We start from the raw sequence: 24,329 nt of genomic DNA, 5'->3' as shown, positions 1-24,329 counted from the left end.
GCGGGAATAGCTCAGTTGGTAGAGCACGACCTTGCCAAGGTCGGGGTCGCGAGTTCGAGTCTCGTTTCCCGCTCCATATTTAACGAAAACGCCGCTCAGCAATGAGCGGCGTTTTTGTTTGTGCGTTTTTTATGGCGCAACAGCAAACAACCTTCTTCGAGAAATGCCGATCAGTTCAGTAATTGACCTGCGCTGAATATCCTGTGGCGAGGGAGCTTGCTCCCTCGCCACAGGTCAGTGCCAGGTTTGGACCCGCCAGCAGGGCAGGTCCAAGAGACGATCAGAGCTTCGGCAACTGCCCGATGCGCCCCATCATTTCGGTCACGATCTGCAGGTCCAGCAGGAACTGGTCGACCGTCTTGAACTCGTTATCCGTGTGGCCGGTGTACTTCATTTCCGGCCGGGCCAGGCCGAATTGCACGCCATTGGGCAGTTCATGCACCGAGGTCGCGCCGGCAGAGGTGCCGTACTTGTGTTCCATGCCCAGGTTTTCGCTGGCCACGGCCAACAGTGCCTTGACCCATTCGCCTTCAGGGTTGCGGTACATCGGCTCAGCGATCGAGTAGTCGAACGTTGCCGCTACGTGGGTTTTCTTGCTCCAGGCCGCGATTTTCTCGGCGATTTCGGCCTTGAGCGCTTCTGGGGACTTACCTTTCGGCACACGCAGGTTGACCGCCAGCTTGAAGGTTTTGTCATCCATCCCGACGAACGTCAGGGAAGTGGTCAGCGGCCCCATGAACTGATCGGCAAAACCGACACCCAATTTTCCACCCAGGTAATCCAGCCCCCAGTTGTCGGCGGCGTAGCGGGCAGCGTCGGTGATGTGGTTGTGCTTGAGCGCGACTTTTCCGTCGAGGCTGTTGATGAAGTCCAGCATCCTGGCCACCGGGTTGACGCCAGACTCGGGCTCGGAGGAATGAGCGGAAACGCCGGTCACGGTGAGCTTGACGTCTTTGTCGACGACCTTGGCGCTCACTTCGAAGTTTCCACCATTGCGCTTGGCGTACTCGTTACCGGCCTTTTGCAGGCTGGCGGCCAGTTCGGCAGGCTTGTCAGTCACTAATGTGGCGACCGAAGCCGACGGAATCTGATTGGTGGCCAGGCCGCCGGTCATCGAGGTGATTTCCGCGCCCTGGCCTTCGCCGTCACGCCGGGCAAAGCTGGCCATCACGGTGCCGTAGCCTTTTTCGGCGATGACCACCGGGTAGCCGCCGTCCAGCGCCAGGTTGTAGTTGGGCGTCGGGTTGTGTTCGAAGTAATAGGGGATGGCGTCGCCGGTGGTTTCTTCGGTGGTGTCGATCAGCAGCTTGAAGTTCCTCGCCAGCGGCAGCTTCTCTTCCTTGATGACTTTCATGGCGTAGAGCGCCACCACGATACCGTTCTTGTCGTCCTCGGTGCCGCGGCCATACATGCGGTCGCCGATCAGCGTGACCTTGAACGGATCCAGTCGAGTGCCGTCTTTCAGGACCCAGTTCTCCGGCGTCACCGGCACCACGTCGGCATGCGCGTGAATGCCGACCACTTCATCGCCGCTGCCTTCGAGGGAAATTTCATAGACGCGGTTGTCGATGTTGCGGAAATTCAGGTTGAAGGACTCGGCAAGGCCTTTGATCTTGTCGGCGATCTTGATGAATTCGGGGTTGTCGTGCTGAGCAACACCCTCCACCTGGAAGGTCGGGATTGCCACCAGTTCACGCAAGGTCTCGGTGGCCGCAGCGCCGTATTTCACCCGTGCATAGAGGCCCAGCAGACGGTGGATCTCGTTCTGCTGTTCAGGGGTAAGCGTCTTGTTGTCCTGGAAAGCACTGATGGCCGGGCCGAGATCGGCGGTTTTGGCCAGGTCGCTTTTGGCCACGCCTGCCAGGAACTGCCTGAAATCCGTGGCTGAGGCGTCACTGAAATTCTTGAGAATGGTCGCGCTCTGTTGCGGTGTGATGTTGGTTTGTGCGACGACGGAAAACGACGAAAGGCTGGCCAGAATCAGGGTCGAAGCGGCCAGATGCTTGAGTGAGAAGTCCATTGTGAAAGGCATTCCTTTGCAGGCAGTTTGTGGGAAGTGTCTGATCGATTGGTCAGAAACATTTCCAACCTAACACCACGCAGGCGTGAAAGGGGAGTCCTTGAAGCAGGATCTGTCGCACAGAAACGCAAAAGCGACGCAGATATGAAAAAGGCCCGCGAGTCAGACTCGGCGGGCCTTTTGCTCGGGCGCAGGTTTTACATCGACAGAATCAGGCGTCCGGCAAACAGGATCAGAATCACCCCCATCGTCCGTTCAAACCAATGCCCCATGCGCATGAACAGCACGCGCACCCGGGTGCTGGAGAAGAACAGCGCGACGATCACAAACCACAACGCATTCACAAAACACATCCAGACCCCATACAGCGCCTGGATGTTCAGCGGTGTCGTGGCGCTGATGATGGTGGTGAAAATCGCCAGGAAAAACAGCGTCGCCTTGGGGTTGGTCGCGTTGGTCAAAAACCCGGTGGTGAAGGCCTTCAACAGCGTTTGTTCGACGACAGGCTCGTCCGCGATTTTATCGCCCTCAAGCGTCGACTTGGGTTTGCTGCGCAGCAGGCTGACACCGAGGTACAAAATGTAGGCACCGCCCACGACCTTGGCCACGGTCAACAGCCACGGCGTGGTATGCATCAGCGCGCCGACCCCGAGCAGGGTGTAAAGCACGTGCACGGAAATCCCCGCGCCGATACCCAATGCCGTGCAGATGCCCACCAACCGGCCGAAACGCACGCTCTGGCGGATGGTAACGGCAAAGTCCGGCCCGGGTGCGACCACAGCCAGAAAGTGAATGGTTGCCAGCGCCAAAAACTCGCCCAGGTAATTCGAAAGCATCTCAACTCCAGAAGGTAAGGGGTGAAGCATTGCCGCGGTAGCCGACAAAGAACGAAAGGCTCAATCGCGGATCCGCCACGCCCGGTGTCACCGAGTGCATGCAGCGCGAATTGAACATGATGAAATCGCCCGGCTCGGGGCGTATCTCCAGGGTTGGAGGGCCGAGCAGGGCCGGGTCGATGCCGTAGCTGTCGCCGCGCATTTCGTCGAACTGATCTGGCGAAATGTCGTCGTCCCACATCTGCAGTGCGCCGCCCTCGGTCGGCATGTTCAGGTACACGTTGCAGGCGAACTGCGCTTCCAGGCTCCTGGCTTGGTAACTGTCCGGGGCGTCCTTGGCGAAAATGTCGTGGTGGGCCAGAAAACAAACGCCCGGTTTCACCACTCGCGACAGGCCGACGTACATCTTGCGACCGTAGAGGTTTTCCAGGTGCGCGCCTGCCGGCCAGGATTCGTCGAGCATGCAGCGCAGGGTGTCGACCGGGGACGAGTAGGGCGCGCAACGGTTACGCAATTCCGCGATGTTGCGGGTGGCGCGTTCGAAGTAGTCCTCGATCAGCAGCGGCTGGTTTTCCGCTTCATAAAACGCCATGCCGATGCGGCCGATGCTCGGCGCATTGATATAGCCTTCGAAACCGGGGGCGAGGATCTTGTCGCCAATCTGGATCGCCAGCGGCGGGGGCAGCAAGCCTTTGACGCGGATGGCGAGGACTTCTTCATTGGCCAGTTTTTTTATGCACGTCTCATCGAGACGCTCGACGTCAAGCATCATGTCTTAGGTCCATCTATCAGATAGTCAACAGAACCCGCGAGCGCAGGCTCCCCCGGCGTCAGGCGATGACGGTGGCGCCATCGCCCAAATGCTCAATCCACGGTGTAGTGGACTGACAGCGTTCCCTTCTTCAATGAAAGGGAGGCGATCGTGACCGTGCCCAATTCCTTCAGGCTACGTACATGGGTGCCGCCGCAGCCGTAGGCGGGCAGTGCACCGAAACCGATTTCCCGGGCGCCTTCGCGCAATGACGTCAGGCGTGGAAAGTCCTCGGCAATCCACTGTTCGATGCCGAGTTGAACGGTTTGGGTATCGATGTCCTGCGCGCTTTCCAGCGCCTTGAACTGCACCCGCCCTTCGCCCGGCCAGTGATGCGCCTTGATCGGCATCCAGCCCTTGGCCTGGACGAAGTGGCCGATCAGATGCCCGGCCGAATGCATGCGCGTATTGAACTGACGCCGCTCGCCGTCCACGCGAATCTGGGTCATGCCGGGTTTTACCGGCTGGTCGACGAAATGAATGATCCCTTCGGGATCCTGGATGACTCGCAGTACCTGGCTATCGCCTATCGAGCCTGTATCGAAGGGCTGTCCGCCACCCTGGGGATGGAACAGTGTGGCGCGAAGTACCACCGCAAATTCGTTCTCGTGGGGCGTGCAGTCCAGGACTTCCACATTGGCCTTGAGGTCATCACTATGGAAAAAGAGGCGAAGCGTCATATTCCATGCCCTTATTAAAGTTTCTATTTTTATTATATGAAGCGTGGAATTGCGTGATAATCCGTTCAAACATCAAAGGACTGTTGCGCTGTGAGCATAAATCTTCCACTGCCGCTGCTGGGTGAAATGGCGATTTTCGTCAAGGTTGTCGAGACCGGCAGCTTTTCCGAGGCGGCCCGCCAACTGGGTTCTTCACCTTCGGCGGTCAGCCGCAGCATTTCGCGTCTGGAGAAGGCGCTGGCCACGCGTCTGCTGCAACGAACCACGCGCAAATTGCGCTTGAGCGACGGTGGCGAAGAGGTGTTCAAGCGCTGCCAGGACATGGTCAGCGCGGCTAAATCGGTGATGGAAATCAGCGGGCAGTTCACCCATGAAGCCGAAGGCTTGGTGCGGGTCAGTGTGCCCAAGGCCGTGGGGCGATTCGTGATTCACCCGCACATGCCGGAATTTCTGCGGCGTTATCCCAAGGTCGATGTGGAGTTGTTGCTTGAGGATCGGCAAGTGGATCTGATCGACGATAACGTTGATCTCGCCATCCGTATTACCGACCGACCGCCCGCGGGTCTGGTGGGGCGGCAACTGCTGACCATCGACCATTTGCTCTGTGCTACGCCGCAATACCTGGCCGAGCACGGCACGCCGACCCATCCCCATGACTTGCTCAATCACAGTTGCATCTACTTGGGCGAAACCCCGAGCGATGCGCGCTGGAAATTCAAGAAAGGCACCAAAGCGGTGACGGTTGGCGTGCGTGGGCGGTATGCCGCCAATCATACGGGTGTGCGGTTGGGCGCTGTGTTGCAGCACATCGGCATTGGCAGCCTGCCGTATTTCACCGCGCGTTATGCGCTGGAGCAGGGGCTGATTGTGCAGGTGTTGCCGGACTGGACGTTTCTGGCTTCGTACCATGGTGGTGCGTGGTTGCTGCATTCGCCGACACGCTATCTGCCGCCGAAGTTGCGAGTGTTTATTGATTATCTGGTGGAGTGTCTGGAGAAGGAGCCGACGTTGAGCAAGCCGGGGAAGGCCGGCAGGGTGGCTGCGGAATATGAGTTGCCTGAGAGTGATGGGTTGCTTTGACTGGCCCCTTCGCGAGCAAGCCCGCTCCCACATTGGAACACGGTCAAATGTGGGAGCGGGCTTGCTCGCGAAGGCGTCCTCCCAGGCGCCACATTACCGGCCACAAAAAAGGCCCGCATGTTCAACCATGCGGGCCTTTTGCATTACTGATCGGAAATCAGTGCTTGCTGTCGTCGTTCGACATCGCCAGCAGCTGCTTTTCCTGATTCCAGTCAAACGGTTCGTCGTTCTGTTCAGCTTCGAAGCGACGTTCTTCCAGCGCCTGATACAGATCGATTTCATCATCGGGCATGTAATGCAGGCAGTCACCGGCGAAGTACCACAGCAGGTCGCGCGGGACCAGGTGGGCAATTTGCGGGTAGCGAGTGATTACCTGGCAGAGAATGTCCTGGCCCAGGTATTGGCTTTCGATCGGATCGACCGGCAGCAACGCACGCAATTCATCGAAGCGCTCCAGGAACAAGGCATGGCTTTCTTCGGGAACCTGTTCGGCCTCACCCACGGCGACCAGGATGCTGCGCAAGTGGTCAAGCAAGACGAGATGGTCGGCAACGACGTTGGACACGAGATAAGTCCTCAAGAGCAAAACGGGCGCGGGAGTATAAAGCCCCTGCGTCCGTTTTGCATGGGGGCACTGGATCAGCGGACCTTTCCGGGTGCCAGCGCCAGCTCCTCTTTGTCGAAATCATCGACGTCGATCACCTTGCGTCGTGCCGTTTCGGCGGCCCGCAGGGTCTGCGCTTCCGTTGCCTGCAATACACCCGCCTCCAGCGCGGCATCGATCACGTGTTCGCCGGCGGCCGGTTTGACCTGGCCACTTTTGAGCGCAATGTGCAGTTTTTTCTGCAGTGGCTGCGCAGCGTTCAACAGATTGCAGGCGTGTTGCAAGGCACCGACGGCATCCTCGGCTGATTGCGGACGGTAGCACCCGTCCAGCAACTCCTCGAGTGTCGGGTCGCCCTTGGCGCGACCAATCACTGCAGCCACTTCGGCGCCGAGTTTGTCCGACGGCCCTTTGTGTCGACGGCCGAACGGGAACACGATCACCCGCAACAGGCAGCCCACTACCTTGTTCGGGAAATTGCTCAGCAGTTCATCCAGTGCCCGTTCCGATTGGCCAAGGCTTTCCTCCATGGCCCAGGTGAACAGCGGCGCCATGTGTTCCGGTGAATCGAGATCGTGGTAACGCTTGAGAGCGGCAGAGGCGAGGTACAGGTTGCTGAGCACATCCCCGAGGCGTGCCGACAGGCGTTCGCGGCGTTTCAGTTCGCCGCCCAGCAGCATCATGCTCAGGTCCGCCAGCATGGCGAACGCCGCGGCCTGACGGTTGAGCGCGCGGAAATAGCCCTGGCTGAGCTTATTGCCCGGCGTGTGTTCGAAGTGCCCGAAACCGAGGTTCAGCACCAGCGTGCTGGCGGCGTTGCTCACGGCAAAACCAATGTGTTTGAGCAGCAGGCCATCGAACTCGGTGAGTGCCTGGTCCTTGTCTTCACGACCGGCGAGGGCCATTTCCTTGAGCACGAACGGATGGCAGCGAATGGCACCCTGGCCGAAGATCATCAGGTTGCGCGAAAGAATGTTCGCGCCTTCCACGGTGATGGAAATCGGCGCGCCATTCCAGCTGCGACCGAGGTAGTTGTTCGGCCCCATGATGATGGCTTTCCCGCCGTGAACGTCCATCGCGTGACTGATGCACTCGCGACCGCGTTCGGTAAGGTGATACTTGAGAATCGCCGAGAGCACCGACGGTTTCTCGCCCAGGTCCACCGCGTTGGCGGTCAGCATGCGCGCCGCATCCATCATCCAGGCGTTGCCGCCGATGCGCGCCATGGCTTCCTGAATCCCTTCGAACGCCGACAATGGAACGTTGAATTGCTCACGGACCTGAGCGTATTGCCCCGTCACCAGGCTGGTGAACTTGGCCGCGCCGGTGCCGACTGCCGGCAACGAGATCGATCGCCCGACCGACAGGCAATTCATCAGCATCATCCAGCCTTTGCCGAGCATTTCCTGGCCGCCGATGAGGAAATCGAGCGGCACGAACACGTCCTTGCCGGAGTTCGGGCCGTTCATGAACGCGGCCCCCAGCGGCAGGTGACGGCGGCCGATTTCAACACCCGCCGTGTCGGTCGGAATCAGCGCCAGGCTGATGCCCAGGTCTTCCTTGTCACCCAGCAAGTGGTCCGGGTCATAGGCCTTGAAGGCGAGGCCGAGCAGGGTCGCCACCGGGCCGAGGGTGATGTAGCGCTTTTCCCAGTTCAGGCGCAGGCCGAGGGTTTCCTTGCCTTCCCATTCACCTTTGCAGATCACCCCGGTGTCGGGCATTGCCCCGGCGTCGGAACCGGCCAGCGGGCCGGTCAACGCGAAGCAGGGAATGTCGTCACCACGGGCCAGCCGAGGCAGGTAATGATTGCGTTGTTCGTCGGTGCCGTAATGCAGCAGCAGTTCGGCCGGGCCGAGGGAGTTGGGGACCATCACGGTGGACGCAAGGTCGCCGCTGCGGGTCGCCAGTTTCATCGCGACTTGGGAGTGGGCGTAGGCGGAGAAGCCCTTGCCGCCAAATTCCTTGGGAATAATCAGCGCGAAGAAGCCGTTTTCCTTGATGTGCGCCCAGGCTTCGGCGGGCAGGTCCATGTCTTGGCCGATCTGCCAGTCGGTGACCATGGCGCAGAGTTCGTCGGTCGGGCCGTCAATGAACGCCTGTTCTTCTTCAGTCAGCTGGGCTTTTGGATAGGACAGCAATTTGTCCCAGTCTGGACGGCCGCTGAACAATTCGCCGTCCCACCACACGGTGCCGGCGTCGATGGCGTCGCGTTCGGTTTGCGACATCGGCGGCAGGGTTTTCTGGAACCAGCTGAACAGCGGCGCGCTGAAGAACTTGCGACGCAGGTCGGGCAGCAGCAATGGCGCCGCAACGGCTGCAATCAACACCCAGAACACCAGCAGCAGCCAACCCGGCGCGCGGCTGAAAGCCCCCATCGCGACGATGTAGACGGCAACAATGCACAGGGCGGGCAGGGGGGCGGTGCGACGATGGGCTAACCAGGCTATCCCGACAATCAGAACCAGTATCCACAACAGCAGCATATTTAATCCTCCGTGAACCAGGGTAAAACCAACCTTCAGAGCTTAGACGGCATCCGCCAAACAGGGTGGTCAGAGCGAGGTGATTGAAATCGTGGGAAACCTTGGACGAGATTTGTAGGCTCGGTTGGCAACACGCTTGGGAATTCGTTCGTTTCCTACGCGACAATGCGCCCAAGTTTGGCCGAAACGTCGTTATCTCTGTGCTGAACCTGTCGCTAGACTCGAGGCTTCCCCAGGAGATTGATCTCATGCACGAGTACTTGAGTCCCGGCCGCTTCATCGATAGTGACCACCCCTCGGTGGTGGAGTTCGCCGAAACACATCGCGGCAGCGGTCGTGATCCGCTCGAGCAGGCGATCAGACTTTATTACGCGGTGCGCGAGGCGGTGCGCTACAACCCCTACACGTTCAGCCGCGACCCGGAGACCTTGCGCGGCAGTTATGCGCTGGCCGCCGGGGAAAGCTATTGCGTGCCCAAAGCCACGTTGCTGGCCGGCGCCGCGCGACATTGCGCGATCCCGGCGCGCATCGGTCTTGCGGATGTGCGTAATCACCTATCGACCCCGCGCTTGCTTGAACTGCTGAAAAGCGATGTGTTCGCCATGCACGGCTACACCGAGCTGTATCTGAACGACCGCTGGGTCAAGGCCACGCCGGCGTTCAACCAGCAACTGTGTGAATTGTTCAATGTCGCGCCGCTGGAGTTCGACGGGATCAGCGACAGTGTCTTTCATCCGTTCAATCGCGATGGCGCACAGTTGATGGAGTATCTGGTCGATCACGGCCAGTTCACCGATGTGCCGGAAGCGTTCTTTTTCGAGCACCTGGAAAAGTGCTATCCGCACCTGTTCAGCGACACACTGCCGGTCCTGCTGGGAGATATGCAGAGCGATTTGAGTCGCGCCTGATCCGGCGTATGCTGCCTGCCCACTTGTCGAAAAAGAGGCGGTCATGCTGAAGATCTGGGGTCGTAAAAACTCGTCGAATGTCAGAAAGCCTTTGTGGGCCGCCGAAGAACTGGGGCTGGCCTACGAGGCCATCGATGCGGGCGGCGCCTTTGGTGTCGTCGATACTCCGCAGTACCGGGCGATGAACCCTAACGGCCGCGTGCCCGTCATCGAAGACGACGGTTTTGTGTTGTGGGAATCCAACGCTATCGTGCGTTACCTGTTGGCCAGTCACGCCAGCGGCACGGCGTGGTATCCGGCGAATCTGCAAGCTCGCGCCACGGCCGACAAATGGATGGACTGGGCCACTTCAAGCCTTGCCGGCCCGTTCCGCACCGTGTTCTGGGGGGTATTGCGCACGCCGGCCGACAAGCAGGACTGGCCAGCCATCCATGCCGCGATCAAGGAATGCGAGGACTTGCTGTCGATGGCCGATCAGGCACTGGCCGTCACGCCGTACTTGTCTGGCGATGAAATCGGCATGGGCGATATTCCGCTCGGCAGTGCTATTTATGCTTGGTTCGAAATGCCGATCGAGCGCCGGTCACTGCCACATCTCGAGGCGTGGTACGCCCGGTTGAAACAGCGTCCGGCGTATCAAAAAGCCGTTATGACCGCGTTGACTTAATACTCACTATCGACACACTTGACTGTACTTGTGTGGCGGCGACAAGCACCATTGCGCTCACGTGCCGTGGTTGTTCCCGTCGCCGCCGGCCGTCTTTTATCCCTTTCTTCCTTCTTGGTGCGTAATCCGATATGAGTTCCGCTCTGTCCATCCGGCAGCTAACCAAAACCTACGGCAACGGTTTCCAGGCCCTGAGTGGTATCGATCTGGACGTTGCCGAAGGTGACTTCTTCGCCTTGCTCGGCCCTAACGGTGCCGGCAAATCCACGACCATCGGCATTCTCTCGACCCTGGTGAACAAGACCAGCGGAACGGTGAATATCTTCGGTCACGACCTGGACAAGAATCCTGCGCAGCTCAAGCGCTCCATCGGCGTGGTGCCCCAGGAATTCAACTTCAACCAGTTCGAAAAGACCTTCGATATCGTCGTGACCCAGGCCGGTTATTACGGCATCCCGCCGAAAGTTGCCAAGGAACGCGCCGAGCAATACCTGACCCAACTGGGGCTGTGGGACAAACGCGATGTGCCGTCGCGTTCACTGTCTGGTGGTATGAAGCGTCGATTGATGATCGCCCGTGCGCTGGTCCACGAACCACGCCTGCTGATCCTCGACGAACCGACGGCGGGCGTGGACATCGAACTGCGTCGCTCGATGTGGACCTTCCTCACCGAGCTGAACCAGAAAGGCATCACCATCATCCTCACCACGCATTACCTGGAGGAGGCTGAGCAGTTGTGCCGCAACATCGGCATCATCGACCACGGCACCATTGTCGAGAACACCAGCATGAAGCAGTTGCTCAGCCAGCTGCATGTGGAAACCTTCCTGCTCGATATTAAAAACACATTGACCAGCGCGCCGCAGTTGCTCGGCTACCCGACCCGTCTGCTCGATGGTCACACGCTGGAAGTCCAGGTCGACAAGGCCATGGGCATCACCGCGCTGTTTACTCAACTGGCGCAGCAAAACATTGAAGTGCTGAGCCTGCGTAACAAAACCAATCGCCTCGAGGAGTTGTTCGTGTCCCTGGTGGAGAAAAATCTGTCGAAGGTGGCGGTATGAGTTCCGAGTTGCAGCCCAACCTCGTTGCCCTCAATACCATCGTTTACCGTGAGGTCCGGCGTTTTACCCGGATCTGGCCGCAGACGCTGCTGCCGCCGGCCATCACCATGGTTTTGTACTTCGTGATCTTCGGCAATCTGATCGGCAAGCAGATTGGTGGCATGGGTGGCTTCACCTACATGGAGTACATCGTGCCGGGCCTGATCATGATGTCGGTGATCACCAACTCCTACGGCAACGTGGTGTCGAGTTTCTTCGGCAGCAAGTTCCAGCGCTCCATCGAGGAACTGATGGTGTCGCCGGTGTCTCCGCATACAATTCTGATCGGCTACACCCTGGGCGGCGTGCTGCGCGGGTTGATGGTCGGGATCATCGTGACGATCCTGTCGCTGTTCTTCACCGATTTGCAGGTGCATCACCTCGGCGTGACCATTCTGGTGGTGGTGCTGACGGCGACGATCTTCTCGCTGCTGGGCTTCATCAACGCCGTGTTTGCACGCAACTTCGATGACATCTCGATCATCCCGACCTTCGTGCTGACACCGCTGACTTACCTGGGCGGGGTGTTTTACTCGATCTCCCTGTTGCCTCCGTTCTGGCAGACCGTGTCCCTGGCGAACCCGGTGCTGCACATGGTCAATGCCTTCCGATACGGCATCCTTGGGGTTTCGGACATCAAGATCAGCATCGCGATCACCTTTATGCTGGTGGCGACGCTTGTGTTGTATGTCGGTTGTGCACGGTTGCTGGTCAGCGGGCGCGGGATGCGTACCTGATTCAACACCGCGTTGCCCCTTTCGCGAGCAGGCTCGCTCACACACTGGATCTATGTCTCGCTGAAGATCCCTGTGGGAGCGAGCCTGCTCGCGAAGGGGCCAACACAAACACCGCATAAAAAACGGCCTCCACACTGGAGGCCGTTTTGCATTCCTACATCCGGTTTTTCTTGCGCCGTTTCCACTGTCGCGCCACCCACCACCGCCAGTACGTCATGGTCAGGAAGTAGGCGAGAGCCCCCAACACCAGCCCCGTCACCACCGACCCCAGCAAAAACGGTTGCCATAACGTCGATAATTCGCCGCTGATCCATTCCCAGGACAATGCATCAGGCAATTGGCGGGCAGGCACATCCAACAGCCACGCCCCGGTCTGGTACGTGCAGAAAAACACCGCCGGCATGGTAATCGGATTGGTCAGCCAGACCAGGCTCACCGCTATCGGCATGTTGCCCCGCACCATGATCGCCAGCACCGCGGCCAGGAGCATCTGCAACGGGATCGGCAGAAACGCCGCGAACAGGCCGACCGCCATCGCCCGCGCCACGGAGTGGCGGTTGAGGTGCCAGAGGTTGGGGTCATGCAGCAGGGTGCCGAGAAAGCGTAAGGATTTGTGTTCCCTGATGCTGGTCGGGTCTGGCATGTAGCGTTTGAACAAGCGCCGGGGCATAAGGCTTCTCGGTCGGTTAAGGCGGCAAGTATGTCTGGATTCTACGAACCGCCCATTCAGACTTTGTGACAATTGATATCGGCGCCGGTGCGGTTGGCCGGCTATGCCTAGGTGGGGACTCTCAAGGATGAGTGTATGCGCACTGGGATGTTGGCGCTTGCGCTGGGTTTGCTGACCCTGCGTCTTTTGCCGGTTTTACCGCCGGTCTGGTTTTGGATGTTGCTGCCACTGCCGGCTTTGATGCTATTGCCGTTTCGGACATCTGCGTTGGCGTTTTTTCTGTTCGGCTTCAGTTGGGCGTGCGCGAATGCGCAGTGGGCGCTGGATGATCGGCTGTCGCAAAAACTCGACGGCGAAACCCGTTGGGTTGAAGGGCGGGTGACCGGGCTGCCGCAAAATGCCGACGGCGTGGTGCGATTCGAACTGACGGACAGTCAGTCAAGGCGAACGAAGTTGCCCAGGCGTTTGCGCCTGGCCTGGTATGGCGGGCCACCCGTCAGCAGCGGCGAACGCTGGCGACTGGCGGTCAAGTTGAAGCGTCCTGCCGGGCTGCTCAATCCGCATGCCTTCGATTACGACGCCTGGCTGCTGGCTCAACGCATCGGTGCGACCGGCACGGTCAAGGACGGCGAGCGACTCGCCGAAGCCCGATGGGCGTGGCGCGACGGCATTCGCCGGCGTTTACTCGCGGTCGATGCCCAAGGCCGAACCGCCGCATTGACCGCGCTGGTACTGGGCGATGGCGCCGGGTTGAGCCGTGAGGAATGGCAAGTGCTGCAAGACACCGGCACCGTGCATCTGCTGGTGATTTCCGGGCAGCACATCGGAATGCTGGCGGGGCTGGTCTACCTGCTGATTGCCGGGTTGGCGCGTTTTGGCCTGTGGCCAGGACGTTTGCCGTGGCTGCCATGGGCATGCGGACTGGCGTTCTCGGCGGCGCTGGCTTACGGGCTGCTGGCCGGCTTCGACGTTCCGGTGCAACGCGCCTGCGTGATGATCGGTCTGGTGCTGCTGTGGCGGCTACGTTTTCGTCACCTCGGCGCCTGGTGGCCGCTGTTGCTGGCGCTCAATGGCGTTTTGCTGCTGGATCCGTTGGCCAGTCTGCAACCGGGTTTCTGGTTGTCCTTCGCTGCCGTGGCGGTGTTGATCTTCACCTTTGGCGGGCGGCTGGGCCCCTGGCGGTGGTGGCAAACCTGGACCCGGGCTCAATGGTTGATCGCGATCGGCCTGTGCCCGTTGTTGCTGGTGCTCGGCTTGCCGATCAGCCTCAGCGGGCCGGTGGTCAACCTGCTGGCAGTGCCCTGGATCAGCCTGGTGGTGTTGCCGCCAGCCTTGCTCGGGACATTGTTGTTGCCCGTGCCTTATATCGGCGAAGGGCTGCTGTGGCTGGCGGGTGGTTTGATCGACGGGATGTTCAAGGCGCTGACAATGATGGCCGGGCAATTGCCCGCTTGGGTGCCGATGGCGGTTCCGTTGTGGAGTTGGGCGCTCGGTACGTTGGGCGCCGTCCTGCTGTTGTTGCCGCGAGGCGTGCCGTTACGCCCTTTGGGGTGGCCGTTGCTGTTGTTGCTGGTCTTTGCGCCTCGGCCCCTGTTGCCGGAAGGCATGGCCGATGTCTGGCAACTGGACGTCGGCCAAGGCTTGGCCATCCTGGTGCGGACCCGTCATCACACGCTGTTGTATGACGCCGGGCCGCGTTTCGGCGACATGGACATGGGGGCGCGGGTGGTGCTGCCGTCGTTGCGAAAACTCGGAGTGGAAGGGCTCGACCTGATGCTGATCAGTCACGCCGATGCCGATCACGCCGGCGGTGCGCGAGCCGTGAGCAATGGCCTGCCGGTCAAACAGATTCTCAGTGGCGATCCCGAGGGTTTACCTGCCGAACTGCAAGCCCAAGGCTGTGACAGCGGCCGGCAATGGAGCTGGGACGGTGTGAATTTCCAGTTGTGGCAATGGACGTCAGCCTATGACAGCAACCAGAAATCCTGCGTCCTGCAAATAGAAGCCAGCGGCGAGCGACTGTTGCTGACCGGTGATATCGACATCGCTGCCGAGCGGGCCTTGCTGGAGAGTCCACTGGCGGTGGCCACCGATTGGTTGCAATCACCGCATCACGGCAGCCGCAGTTCCTCGTCGATGGCCCTGTTGAGCGTATTGCAAGCCAAGGCCGTATTGATCTCCCGTGGCCAGGGCAATTCCTTTGGCCACCCGCACCCAACGGTCGTGGCGCGTTATCAAAAACGCCGCATGGCGATTTATGACAGCGCCGAGCACGGTGCCATTCATCTGCAACTCGGGCGTTTCCAGCCACCGTGGACGATGCGTCTGGACCGGCGTTTCTGGCGCGATCCACCGCCGGTCAATAAATAGCCGAGAGTTATTAAAGCCCGACCGGATGCGACATCACGGTCTTCGGTGCGCCGACCCCCTATGTTAGAGTGGCGCACTTTTTCGAGGGGACTGTCACTGTGTGGGAATTGGTCAAATCCGGCGGCTGGATGATGCTGCCGATCATTCTGAGTTCCATCGCGGCCATGGCCATCGTCGCCGAGCGTCTGTGGACCCTGCGTGCCAGCCGCGTGACGCCCGAGCACTTGCTCGGCCAGGTCTGGGTCTGGATCAAAGACAAACAGCTCAATAAAGAAAAACTCAAGGAACTGCGCGCCAACTCGCCGTTGGGTGAAATCCTGGCGGCGGGCCTGGCCAACTCCAAGCATGGTCGCGAGATCATGAAAGAGTGCATCGAAGAGGCCGCCGCCCGGGTCATCCATGAACTGGAGCGTTACATCAACGCCCTGGGCACCATCGCCGCCATGGCCCCGCTGCTCGGCTTGCTGGGGACGGTGCTGGGCATGATCGATATCTTCAGTTCGTTCATGGGCACGGGCATGACCACCAACGCCGCAGTGCTGGCCGGCGGTATCTCCAAAGCGTTGATCACCACGGCCTCGGGCCTGATCGTCGGCATCCCCTCGGTCTTCTTCCACCGGTTCCTGCAACGGCGCATCGATGAGCTGGTGGTGGGGATGGAGCAGGAAGCCATCAAGCTGGTTGAAGTGGTGCAGGGCGACCGTGACGTGGACTTGTCCGAGGGCAAAAAAGCGTGAAATTCCGCCGCAAGCAACGGGAGAACGTGGACATCAATCTCGTGTCGCTGATCGACGTGGTGTTTGTCCTGCTGCTGTTTTTCGTTGTGACCACCACCTTTACCCGAGAAACCCAGTTGCGCGTCGAACTGCCGGAAGCGGTCAGCGGCGCGTCGGCTGACGATCAACCAGCCAAGCAAGTGGACATTACTATCAACGCTGAAGGCGTGTTCTCGGTGAACAATCGAGTCCTGCCCAAGAGCGACCTGGCGACCGTGATGGACGCGCTGCAAAAAGAGTCCAACGGCGACACCAACCTGCCGCTGTCCATCAGCGCTGACGGCAAGACTCAACATCAGTCTGTCATTACCGCCATGGACGCCGCCGGCAAGCTCGGTTTCAGCCATTTGCGCATGACCACTGTCGAGGCGGCGCCCGCGCATTGATGGCCATGTCTGATCGCTTGCTCGCCGCGTGGTACGAAGGTCATCCGGCCCTGAAGCTGTTGCAGCCACTGGAGTGGCTGTATCGGCGGGTGGTCATGAACAAGCGCAAGCGATTCCTGGCAGGTGAGGGCGAGATCTATCAACCGCCCGTGCCGCTGATCGTGGTCGGCAATATCACCGTCGGCGGCACGGGCAAGACGCCGCTGATCCTGTGGATGATCGAGCATTGCCAGCGCAGCGGGTTGCGGGTCGGTGTGGTCAGTCGTGGTTACGGTGCCAAGCCGCCGCAGCTGCCGTGGCGGGTCGAAGCCGACCAAAGTGCCGAGGTGGCGGGCGATGAACCGTTGTTGATCGTCCAGCGTACCGGCGTGCCGTTGATGATCGACCCGGACCGCAGCAGCGCAGTAAAAGCGTTGCTGGCGAGCGAGCCGCTGGACCTGATCCTGTCCGATGACGGCATGCAGCATTACCGCCTGGCCCGCGACCTCGAACTGGTACTGATCGACGCCGTCAGAGGCCTGGGCAACCAGCGTTGCCTGCCGGCCGGACCGTTGCGCGAGCCAGTCGAACGCCTGCAAAGCGTCGACGCGGTGCTCTACAACGGCGCCGCAGAGGACCGCGACGGCGGGTTTGCCTTCCAGCTGCAACCGACCGCCCTGATCAATTTGCTCAGCGGTGAACGACGTCCACTCGACCACTTCCCCGCAGGCCAGGCGGTGCATGCCGTAGCCGGAATCGGCAATCCGCAGCGTTTCTTCACCACCCTCGAAACGCTACACTGCAAACCTGTCCCGCACGCGTTTGCCGACCATGCCGAATACAGCGTGCAGGCCTTGAATTTCACACCGTCATTGCCGTTGGTCATGACTGAAAAGGACGCGGTGAAGTGCCGTGCCTTCGCCGCCGCCGATTGGTGGTACCTGGCGGTCGATGCTGTGCCATCGCCGGCCTTCGTGGCCTGGTTCGATACACAGCTGATGCGCCTGTTGCCGGCTCGTCTTTTGCCTTAACTCCGTTTTTATCCAGGGAATGCTCATGGACACCAAATTGCTCGACATCCTCGCTTGCCCGGTCTGCAAAGGCCCACTCAAGCTCAGCGCCGACAAGACCGAGCTGATCAGCAAGGGCGCTGGCCTCGCGTACCCGATCCGCGATGGCATTCCGGTGATGCTCGAAACCGAAGCCCGCACCCTGACCACCGACGAGCGTCTGGATAAATGACCACAGCCTTTACCGTTGTCATTCCATCGCGTTATGCCTCGACCCGCTTGCCGGGCAAACCGCTGCTGCTGATCGCCGGCAAGCCGATGATCCAGCACGTCTGGGAACAGGCGAGCAAAAGCAGCGCCCAGCGCGTGGTGGTTGCCACTGACGATGCGCGTATTGTCGAGGCGTGCAATGCCTTCGGCGCTGAAGTGGTGCTGACCCGCGAAGACCACAATTCCGGCACCGACCGTCTGGCCGAAGTCGCCGCGAAGCTGGGCCTGGCGCCCGACGCCATCGTGGTCAACGTCCAGGGTGACGAGCCGCTGATCCCGCCGAGCGTGATCGATCAGGTCGCGGCTAACCTGGCGGCCCACACCGAAGCGCGCATGGCCACCTTGGCCGAGCCGATCGAAGACGTGGAAACCCTGTTCAATCCCAACGTGGTCAAGGTCGTCAGCGACCTTGATGGTCTGGCGCTGACCTTCAGTCGTTCGACCTTGCCGTGGGCCCGTGATGCCTTCGCCAAAAGCCGCGAGCAATTGCCGGAAGGCGTGCCGTATCGCCGTCACATCGGCATTTATGCCTACCGCGCCGGTTTCCTGCATGACTTCGTCAGTTGGGGCCCGTGCTGGCTGGAAAACACCGAATCCCTGGAACAGCTGCGTGCCCTGTGGCACGGCGTGCGGATTCACGTCGCCGACGCGTTGATCGCACCGCCGACCGGGGTCGACACCGTTGAAGATCTTGAGCGCGTTCGTCGCCTGCTGGAGGCCTGATGCGCGTTTTGTTCGTGTGCCTGGGCAACATCTGCCGTTCTCCAACGGCCGAAGGCGTGCTGCGGCACAAACTGCGCGAAGCGGGGCTGGCCGATCAGATTGAAGTCGCCTCCGCCGGCACCGGTGACTGGCATGTCGGCAAGGCTCCGGATAAACGTAGCCAGGCCGCGGCCAAACTGCGCGGCTACGATTTGTCCGCCCAGCGTGCCCAGCAAGTCAGCCGCGCCGATTTCGCCACCTACGACCTGATCCTGGCGATGGACAACAGCAACCTGCGCCACCTCAAGGCCCTGCAACCGGCCAAGGGTAAAGCCGAGCTGGACTTGTTCCTGCGTCGCTTTCAGTCGGAACTCGATGAAGTCCCGGACCCGTACTACGACGGCGACCAGGGCTTCGAACAGGTGCTGGACCTGATCGAGCGCGCCAGTGACTTGCTGGTGATCGAATTGAAGGGACGGCTATGAGTTTGCAGGTTCAATCACAGGTTTCGCTCAAGCCGTTCAACAGCTTTGGTGTCGACGTTCAGGCTCGCCTGTTCGCCGAGGCGCATAGCGATGCCGACGTGCGAGAGGCCCTGGCCTACGCCGCAGAGCATGACGTGCCGTTGTTGGTGATTGGCGGCGGCAGCAATCTGCTGCTGACCGCCGATATCCAGTCGCTGGTGCTGCGCATGGCTACGCGCGGGATTCGCATCCTCAGCGATGACGGCCGCAACGTCGTGATCGAAGCCGAGGCCGGCGAGCCGTGGCATCCGTTCGTGCAACACACCCTGGCGCAGGGTTTGTCGGGCCTGGAAAACCTCAGCCTGATCCCCGGCACCGTCGGTGCGGCGCCGATGCAGAACATCGGTGCGTACGGGGTCGAGATCAAGGACGTGTTCGCCGGCCTGACCGCGCTGGATCGCCAGACCGGCGAGCTGCGGGATTTCACCTTGGCTGAGTGCAACTTTGCTTACCGCGACAGCCTGTTCAAGCAGGAACCGGGACGCTGGTTGATCCTGCGCGTTCGTTTCACCCTCGACCGTGCCGCGCACTTGCATCTGGAATATGGCCCGGTGCGTCAGCGCCTGACCGAGCAAGGCATCGAGCAGCCGACGGCGACGGATGTCAGCCAGGCGATTTGCAGCATACGCAATGAAAAGCTCCCGGACCCGGCGGTGCTGGGCAATGCCGGCAGCTTCTTCAAAAACCCGCTGGTGCCGGCGGCGCTGGTCGCCCGGCTCAAGGGTGAATACCCGGATCTGGTGGCGTATGCGCAACCCGACGGGCAAATGAAACTGGCCGCGGGCTGGTTGATCGAGCGGGCAGGGTGGAAAGGTTTCCGCGACGCGGATGCCGGCGTGCATAAGTTACAGGCGTTGGTGCTGGTCAATTACGGCGGTGCCACGGGGCTGCAACTGCTTAACCTGGCGCAGCGAATCCAGAAAGACATTTCAGAACGATTCCATGTCGATCTGGAAATGGAGCCTAACCAGTATTGAAGCTAAGCTTTCAGGACTGATCTCAAAGCCCTGCACACTTCCACTGTGCAGGGCTTTTTTGTTAATGCTGGGTTAACTTAGCCACCTAACGATGCAAGCATTTGCTCCATCAAAGGCCCGGTGCAGACATTCCCGTCGCATAAGAGAGCCTCATTAGCCTGAGTCGATCTGCGTATCACGAACCAAGATCCCACGGCAGATTGCTCGACCCCATAACCCAAGATCTATGCGGGCGTGCCCATGATTACCCTGAAACTCAACGGTCAAGACCATCCACTCGACGTCACCGAAGACATGCCGCTGCTCTGGGCTATCCGCGACGTCGCCGGTTACAACGGCACCAAATTCGGCTGCGGCATGGGTCTGTGCGGCGCGTGCACGATTCACATTGACGGATCACCGGCGCGCAGTTGCATTACGCCGATTGGCTCGGTGGTCGGGCAGAACGTCACCACCATCGACAATCTGCACGCCGATCCGGTTGGGCAAGTGGTCCAGCAAGCCTGGCTCGACACCGCCGTGGCCCAGTGCGGTTTTTGCCAGGGCGGGCAGATCATGTCGGCGACGGCGCTGCTCAAGACCAACCCCAATCCTACGGACGCGCAGATCGAAGAGGCGATGGTCGGCAACATCTGCCGCTGCGGGACTTACAACCGCATCAAGACGGCCATCCGTCAGGCTTCCACTCACTTGAAGGAGGCCAAGGCATGAGCCAGTTACCGAATGATTTTGCCCTGAGCAACCTCAGTAACTTGAGCCGCCGCGGTTTCCTCAAAGGGGTCGGTGCGACCAGTGCCTTGGTGCTGGCGGCCAGTTGGGGCTGGCAGGACGTTTTCGCTGAAGAGGCCTCGAAGAAGTTCGGCGCCGACGGCATGCCCCACGGCGCGATCGATGATCCCAAGGTCTACGTCAGCATCGCCGCCGATGGCACGGTGACCGTGGTCTGCAACCGTTCGGAAATGGGCCAGGGCGTACGCACCAGCCTGACGATGGTGGTGGCCGATGAACTGGACGCCGACTGGGCGATGGTGAAGGTGCAGCAGGCGCCGGGCGACGAAGTGCGTTTCGGCAACCAGGACACCGACGGTTCGCGCAGCATGCGTCACTGGTACGAGCCGATGCGCCGTTGCGGTGCCGCCGCGCGCACCATGCTGGAACAGGCCGCTGCCGAGCAGTGGAAAGTGCCGGTCGCCGAGTGCCATGCGCAATTGCACAAAGTCATCCACAAACCGTCCGGTCGTGAATTGGGCTATGGCGCATTGGCCGTGGCAGCCAGTGCGCTGGCGGTGCCTGCGCGTGACAGCGTACGGCTTAAGGATCCGTCGGAGTTTCGCTACATCGGCAAGGAAGGCACCAAGGCCATCGACGGTGCCGACATCGTCAACGGCCGCGCCATTTACGGCGCCGACGTGCATTTCGACGGCATGCTCTACGCCACCATTGCGCGTCCGGCGGTGTACGGCGGCAAGGTCAAGTCCGTCGACTCCAGCGCTGCGCTGAAAGTCCCCGGCGTAATCAAGGTCGTGCAAATCGAAGGCAGCCCGCTGCCGTCCGAATTTCAACCATTGGGCGGTGTGGCCGTGGTGGCCAGCAACACCTGGGCCGCGATCAAGGGCCGCGAGGCGCTGAAGATCGAATGGGATGACGGCCCGAACGCCAGTTATGACTCGATTGCCTATCGCAAGGAGCTGGAAGCGGCGTCCCTCAAGCCCGGCAAAGTGGTGCGCAATACCGGCAGCATCGACGAAGCGATGAAGAACGCCGACAGCACCCTCGAAGCGTCCTACTACTTGCCGCACCTGGCGCAGGCACCGATGGAGCCGATGGTCGCCATTGCCCGTTTCAAGGACGGCGTCTGCGAAGCCTGGGGGCCGAGTCAGGCGCCGCAGGTCACCCGCACCCGGATCGGCGAGCGCCTCGGCGTTCCGTTCGATAACGTCACGTTTAACGTCACCTTGCTCGGTGGCGGTTTTGGTCGCAAATCCAAGCCTGACTTCATCATCGAAGCGGCAATCCTCGCCAAAGAGTTCCCCGGCAAGGCCGTGCGGGTGCAATGGACTCGCGAAGACGACATCCACTGTTCCTATTTCCACACCGTGTCGGCCGAGTACCTCAAGGCCAGCCTGAACAAGGATGGCCTGCCCTCCGGCTGGCTGCACCGCACCGTAGCCCCGAGCATCACCGCGCTGTTTGCACCGGGCATGAACCACGAGGCGGCGTTTGAGTTGGGCATGGGGTTCACCAACATGGCCTACGCGATTCCCAACGTGCGCCTGGAAAACCCGGAGGCGACGGTGCATACCCGCGTCGGCTGGTATCGCTCGGTGTCGAACATCCCGCACGGTTTTGCGATTCAGAGCTTCGTCGATGAACTGGCGCACAAGGCCGGTCAGGATCCGCTCAAGTACCAGATCAAGTTGCTTGGCCCGGACCGTCAGATCGATCCGCGCACGTTGAGTGAAGAGTGGAACTACGGCGAATCCCCCGAGCGCTATCCGATCGATACCGGCCGCCTGCGCACGGTACTGGAAACCGCTGCCAAAGCCGCGGGTTGGGGGCGTGAACTGCCCAAGGGCCGAGGCCTGGGGCTGGCGGTGCATTACAGCTTCGTCACCTATGTGGCGGCGGTAATCGAGGTCGAAGTCAAAGACGACGGCACGTTGATCGTGCACAAGGCTGACATCGCCGTGGATTGCGGGCCGCAGATCAACCCCGAGCGCATCCGCTCGCAGTTCGAGGGCGCCTGCGTCATGGGGTTGGGCAATGCGGTGCTGGGGGAAATCAGCTTCAAGGACGGCAAGGTCCAGCAGGACAACTTCCACATGTACGAAGTGGCGCGCATGTCACTGGCGCCCAAGGAAGTCGCGGTGCATCTGGTCACCCCGCCAGGCGTTGTGCCCTTGGGTGGTGTCGGTGAACCGGGCGTGCCACCGATTGCCCCGGCGCTGTGCAACGCGATCTTCGCCGCCACCGGCAAACGCATCCGCAACCTGCCGGTTCGCTTTCAGCTGCAAGGTTGGCAGAAGGCGCAAGCCTGATGGACAGCGTCGATCTGAACGTCCTGCGCAGCGTGCTCGAATGGCGCCGCGCCGGTCAGCGGGTGGTGCTGTACAGCGTGGTCCAGACCTGGGGCACCGCGCCCCGGGCACCTGGCGCCATGCTGGCCTTGCGTGAAGATGGCGTGGTGATCGGTTCGGTGTCGGGCGGTTGTGTCGAGGATGACCTGATTGCCCGGCTGCACGACGGGCGTATCCCGCCCGACGGTCCGCCGGTGCAGTTGATCACCTACGGCGTCACTCGCGAGGAGGCCGCGCGGTTCGGTTTGCCGTGCGGCGGCACGTTGCGCCTGACCGAGGAGCGCGTCGGCGATCCGCATTGGGTGGCCCAATTGCTGGCGCGCTGTGAGGCCCATGAAATCGTCGCTCGTTCGCTGGATATTGCGACCGGTGAAGTGGTCGTGCAGTCAGCGAGCAAATCCGATGTGCTGAGTTTTGACGGCACCACGCTGCGCGCCATTTATGGTCCGCGTTGGCGCCTGTTGCTGATCGGCGCGGGGCAATTGTCCCGTTACGTCGCCGAGATGGCGCGGTTGCTGGATTTCGAAGTGCTGATCTGCGATCCACGCACCGAGTTTGTGTACGGCTGGGAAGAGCAGCACGGTCGTTTTGTCTCGGGCATGCCGGATGAAGCGGTGCTGAACATTCAGACTGACGAACGCACGGCCATCGTCGCCCTGACTCATGATCCTCGCCTGGATGACATGGCGCTGCTGACGGCGCTGGACTCCAGAGCCTTTTATGTCGGCGCGCTGGGGTCTCGGGTCAACAGCCTGAAGCGCCGGGAAAACCTCGCCGAACTGGGCTTGTCGCCAGGCGCTATCGAGCGTCTGCATGGCCCGGTGGGGTTGCACATTGGCAGCCACAGTCCGGCGGAAATCGCCTTGTCACTGATGGCCGAAATTGTGGCGATCAAGAACGGTGTCGAACTGAAACAAAAGAAGCCGTTGCAGGAGGCTATATGAATGAATCCATCGGCGTCATCGTGCTGGCGGCCGGGCAGGGCAGTCGTTTTCGTCAGGTGGCGGGGGCAGATAAAGACAAGTTGTTGGCCGATTGCACGGGGCGCGACGGTGCGGTTCGTTCGGTGATCGAGCAGGTGTTGATGAGCTTGCCGGTTTCGTTGATTAAACGCGTGCTGGTGACGACAGAGGACCGTCCGCAGGTGATTCGCATGGCTCAAGCGTATGGCTGCGAGATTGTGTTGATCGACTCGACGGGCATGGGCGACAGCATTGCGGCGGGTGTGGCGGCGTGTCCGCAGTGCAGTGGCTGGTTGATAGTGTTGGGGGATATGCCGTTCATCCTGCCTTCGACGGTTGAGAGCGTGCTGGCGGGTGTGGCTGATGATGCGATCAGCGTGCCGGTGCTGGGGGGGGAGTTTGGGCATCCAGTGGGGTTCGGCCGCAGTTTTGGACCGGGGTTGATGGGGTTGTCGGGTGATCGAGGGGCCAAGCCGCTGTTTGCGCAGGGCAGGGTGGTTGAAGTGGCAGTGGATGATCCCGGAGTGCTGTGGGACGTCGATGTGCCAGATAAGTTGATATTCAAGCAGGCGTGACATAGATCCAATGTGGGAGCGGGGTTGCTCGCGAATGCGGTGGATCAGCCAACAAAAATGTTGAATGAGAGACCGCATTCGCGAGCAAGCCCGCTCCCACAGGGGATTTGCGGTGATGTCTG

General features: G+C 60.7%; 24 protein-coding genes and 1 tRNA gene. 18 read left to right on the top strand and 7 right to left on the bottom strand.

The annotated features are described in order from the left end of the window. Positions 1-76 (top strand) — tRNA-Gly (locus AC07N8_RS18485). 204 nt (positions 77-280) lie between these two features. On the opposite strand, the gene AC07N8_RS18480 is transcribed toward AC07N8_RS18485, so the two are convergent. The 4 genes from AC07N8_RS18480 to AC07N8_RS18465 all read right to left on the bottom strand — a co-directional run bounded on the left by AC07N8_RS18480 (position 281) and on the right by AC07N8_RS18465 (position 4,347). After that, on the bottom strand, positions 281-2,020 hold the full coding sequence (locus AC07N8_RS18480) for a dipeptidase (RefSeq protein WP_493145286.1): 1,740 nt from the start codon (positions 2,018-2,020) through the stop codon (positions 281-283). A 197-nt stretch (positions 2,021-2,217) separates the two neighbouring features. Then, positions 2,218-2,856: a LysE family translocator gene (locus tag AC07N8_RS18475; protein ID WP_493145284.1), complete on the bottom strand. Its 639-nt coding sequence runs from the start codon at positions 2,854-2,856 to the stop codon at positions 2,218-2,220. Between the two features lies 1 nt (position 2,857). Then, entirely contained in the window at positions 2,858-3,628 is a 771-nt protein-coding gene (locus AC07N8_RS18470; RefSeq protein ID WP_483841382.1) for a 2OG-Fe(II) oxygenase, read from the bottom strand. 92 nt (positions 3,629-3,720) lie between these two features. Continuing rightward, the gene (locus AC07N8_RS18465) at positions 3,721-4,347 is read right to left on the bottom strand and encodes an alanyl-tRNA editing protein (protein WP_493145282.1); all 627 of its coding nucleotides are present in this window, start codon (positions 4,345-4,347) and stop codon (positions 3,721-3,723) included. Between the two features lie 90 nt (positions 4,348-4,437). On the opposite strand from AC07N8_RS18465, the gene AC07N8_RS18460 reads away from it, so the two are divergent. Then, on the top strand, positions 4,438-5,427 hold the full coding sequence (locus AC07N8_RS18460; protein ID WP_483841380.1) for a LysR family transcriptional regulator: 990 nt from the start codon (positions 4,438-4,440) through the stop codon (positions 5,425-5,427). 157 nt (positions 5,428-5,584) lie between these two features. Here the strand turns inward: AC07N8_RS18460 and AC07N8_RS18455 are convergent, their stop codons facing one another. Together AC07N8_RS18455 and AC07N8_RS18450 are read right to left on the bottom strand one after the other, a co-directional pair. Continuing rightward, positions 5,585-5,992, bottom strand: coding sequence for a PA2817 family protein (locus tag AC07N8_RS18455; protein WP_027924016.1), 408 nt, complete (start codon positions 5,990-5,992; stop codon positions 5,585-5,587). 74 nt (positions 5,993-6,066) lie between these two features. After that, on the bottom strand, positions 6,067-8,514 hold the full coding sequence (locus tag AC07N8_RS18450) for an acyl-CoA dehydrogenase (RefSeq protein ID WP_493145277.1): 2,448 nt from the start codon (positions 8,512-8,514) through the stop codon (positions 6,067-6,069). 248 nt (positions 8,515-8,762) lie between these two features. Between AC07N8_RS18450 and AC07N8_RS18445 the strand changes: the two genes are divergently transcribed. The 4 genes from AC07N8_RS18445 to AC07N8_RS18430 all read left to right on the top strand — a co-directional run bounded on the left by AC07N8_RS18445 (position 8,763) and on the right by AC07N8_RS18430 (position 11,929). Then, the gene (locus tag AC07N8_RS18445; protein WP_483841378.1) at positions 8,763-9,422 is read left to right on the top strand and encodes a transglutaminase-like domain-containing protein; all 660 of its coding nucleotides are present in this window, start codon (positions 8,763-8,765) and stop codon (positions 9,420-9,422) included. A 43-nt stretch (positions 9,423-9,465) separates the two neighbouring features. Further along, positions 9,466-10,089 (top strand): glutathione S-transferase family protein, encoded by a 624-nt coding sequence (locus AC07N8_RS18440; protein WP_483841377.1) that lies wholly within the window; start codon positions 9,466-9,468, stop codon positions 10,087-10,089. Between the two features lie 131 nt (positions 10,090-10,220). Further along, positions 10,221-11,153 carry an ABC transporter ATP-binding protein gene (locus AC07N8_RS18435; RefSeq protein ID WP_483841376.1) on the top strand — a complete coding sequence of 311 codons (933 nt, stop codon included), beginning with the start codon at positions 10,221-10,223 and terminating at the stop codon, positions 11,151-11,153. Continuing rightward, entirely contained in the window at positions 11,150-11,929 is a 780-nt protein-coding gene (locus AC07N8_RS18430) for an ABC transporter permease (protein WP_483841375.1), read from the top strand. The genes AC07N8_RS18435 and AC07N8_RS18430 overlap by 4 nt, the downstream gene beginning before the upstream one ends. 154 nt (positions 11,930-12,083) lie before the next feature. On the opposite strand, the gene AC07N8_RS18425 is transcribed toward AC07N8_RS18430, so the two are convergent. Next, the gene (locus tag AC07N8_RS18425; protein ID WP_483841374.1) at positions 12,084-12,599 is read right to left on the bottom strand and encodes a DUF2062 domain-containing protein; all 516 of its coding nucleotides are present in this window, start codon (positions 12,597-12,599) and stop codon (positions 12,084-12,086) included. 135 nt (positions 12,600-12,734) lie between these two features. Here AC07N8_RS18425 and AC07N8_RS18420 point away from each other — a divergent pair, with 135 nt between their 5' ends. From AC07N8_RS18420 to AC07N8_RS18365, 12 genes are all read left to right on the top strand, one after another. After that, complete coding sequence (locus tag AC07N8_RS18420; protein WP_493145274.1) at positions 12,735-14,969, top strand: DNA internalization-related competence protein ComEC/Rec2; 2,235 nt, start codon at positions 12,735-12,737, stop codon at positions 14,967-14,969. A gap of 98 nt (positions 14,970-15,067) precedes the next feature. Further along, on the top strand, positions 15,068-15,706 hold the full coding sequence (locus AC07N8_RS18415) for a MotA/TolQ/ExbB proton channel family protein (protein WP_185058243.1): 639 nt from the start codon (positions 15,068-15,070) through the stop codon (positions 15,704-15,706). Further along, entirely contained in the window at positions 15,703-16,131 is a 429-nt protein-coding gene (locus tag AC07N8_RS18410; protein ID WP_483841372.1) for an ExbD/TolR family protein, read from the top strand. Before AC07N8_RS18415 ends, AC07N8_RS18410 begins: the two co-directional genes overlap by 4 nt. Beyond that, positions 16,131-17,141 (top strand): tetraacyldisaccharide 4'-kinase, encoded by a 1,011-nt coding sequence (lpxK, locus tag AC07N8_RS18405; RefSeq protein WP_483841371.1) that lies wholly within the window; start codon positions 16,131-16,133, stop codon positions 17,139-17,141. Before AC07N8_RS18410 ends, lpxK begins: the two co-directional genes overlap by 1 nt. A gap of 25 nt (positions 17,142-17,166) precedes the next feature. After that, positions 17,167-17,352 carry a Trm112 family protein gene (locus tag AC07N8_RS18400; protein ID WP_007945752.1) on the top strand — a complete coding sequence of 62 codons (186 nt, stop codon included), beginning with the start codon at positions 17,167-17,169 and terminating at the stop codon, positions 17,350-17,352. Beyond that, the gene (gene kdsB / locus AC07N8_RS18395) at positions 17,349-18,113 is read left to right on the top strand and encodes a 3-deoxy-manno-octulosonate cytidylyltransferase (RefSeq protein WP_483841370.1); all 765 of its coding nucleotides are present in this window, start codon (positions 17,349-17,351) and stop codon (positions 18,111-18,113) included. Before AC07N8_RS18400 ends, kdsB begins: the two co-directional genes overlap by 4 nt. Continuing rightward, positions 18,113-18,577, top strand: coding sequence for a low molecular weight protein-tyrosine-phosphatase (locus AC07N8_RS18390; protein ID WP_483841369.1), 465 nt, complete (start codon positions 18,113-18,115; stop codon positions 18,575-18,577). The genes kdsB and AC07N8_RS18390 overlap by 1 nt, the downstream gene beginning before the upstream one ends. Further along, entirely contained in the window at positions 18,574-19,593 is a 1,020-nt protein-coding gene (gene murB / locus AC07N8_RS18385) for a UDP-N-acetylmuramate dehydrogenase (protein ID WP_483841368.1), read from the top strand. Before AC07N8_RS18390 ends, murB begins: the two co-directional genes overlap by 4 nt. A gap of 240 nt (positions 19,594-19,833) precedes the next feature. Then, positions 19,834-20,304: a (2Fe-2S)-binding protein gene (locus AC07N8_RS18380; RefSeq protein ID WP_027924030.1), complete on the top strand. Its 471-nt coding sequence runs from the start codon at positions 19,834-19,836 to the stop codon at positions 20,302-20,304. Further along, entirely contained in the window at positions 20,301-22,631 is a 2,331-nt protein-coding gene (locus AC07N8_RS18375; RefSeq protein WP_493145269.1) for a xanthine dehydrogenase family protein molybdopterin-binding subunit, read from the top strand. Before AC07N8_RS18380 ends, AC07N8_RS18375 begins: the two co-directional genes overlap by 4 nt. Beyond that, positions 22,631-23,614 carry an XdhC family protein gene (locus tag AC07N8_RS18370; protein ID WP_493145267.1) on the top strand — a complete coding sequence of 328 codons (984 nt, stop codon included), beginning with the start codon at positions 22,631-22,633 and terminating at the stop codon, positions 23,612-23,614. Before AC07N8_RS18375 ends, AC07N8_RS18370 begins: the two co-directional genes overlap by 1 nt. Next, positions 23,611-24,207, top strand: a complete 597-nt coding sequence (locus AC07N8_RS18365) for a nucleotidyltransferase family protein (protein WP_493145265.1) — start codon at positions 23,611-23,613, stop codon at positions 24,205-24,207. Before AC07N8_RS18370 ends, AC07N8_RS18365 begins: the two co-directional genes overlap by 4 nt. Positions 24,208-24,329 lie beyond the last annotated feature (122 nt).

It is taken from the genome of Pseudomonas sp. GW821-FHT10C09, from assembly GCF_059415465.1.
This window is presented reverse-complemented; position numbering and strand designations above follow the sequence as displayed.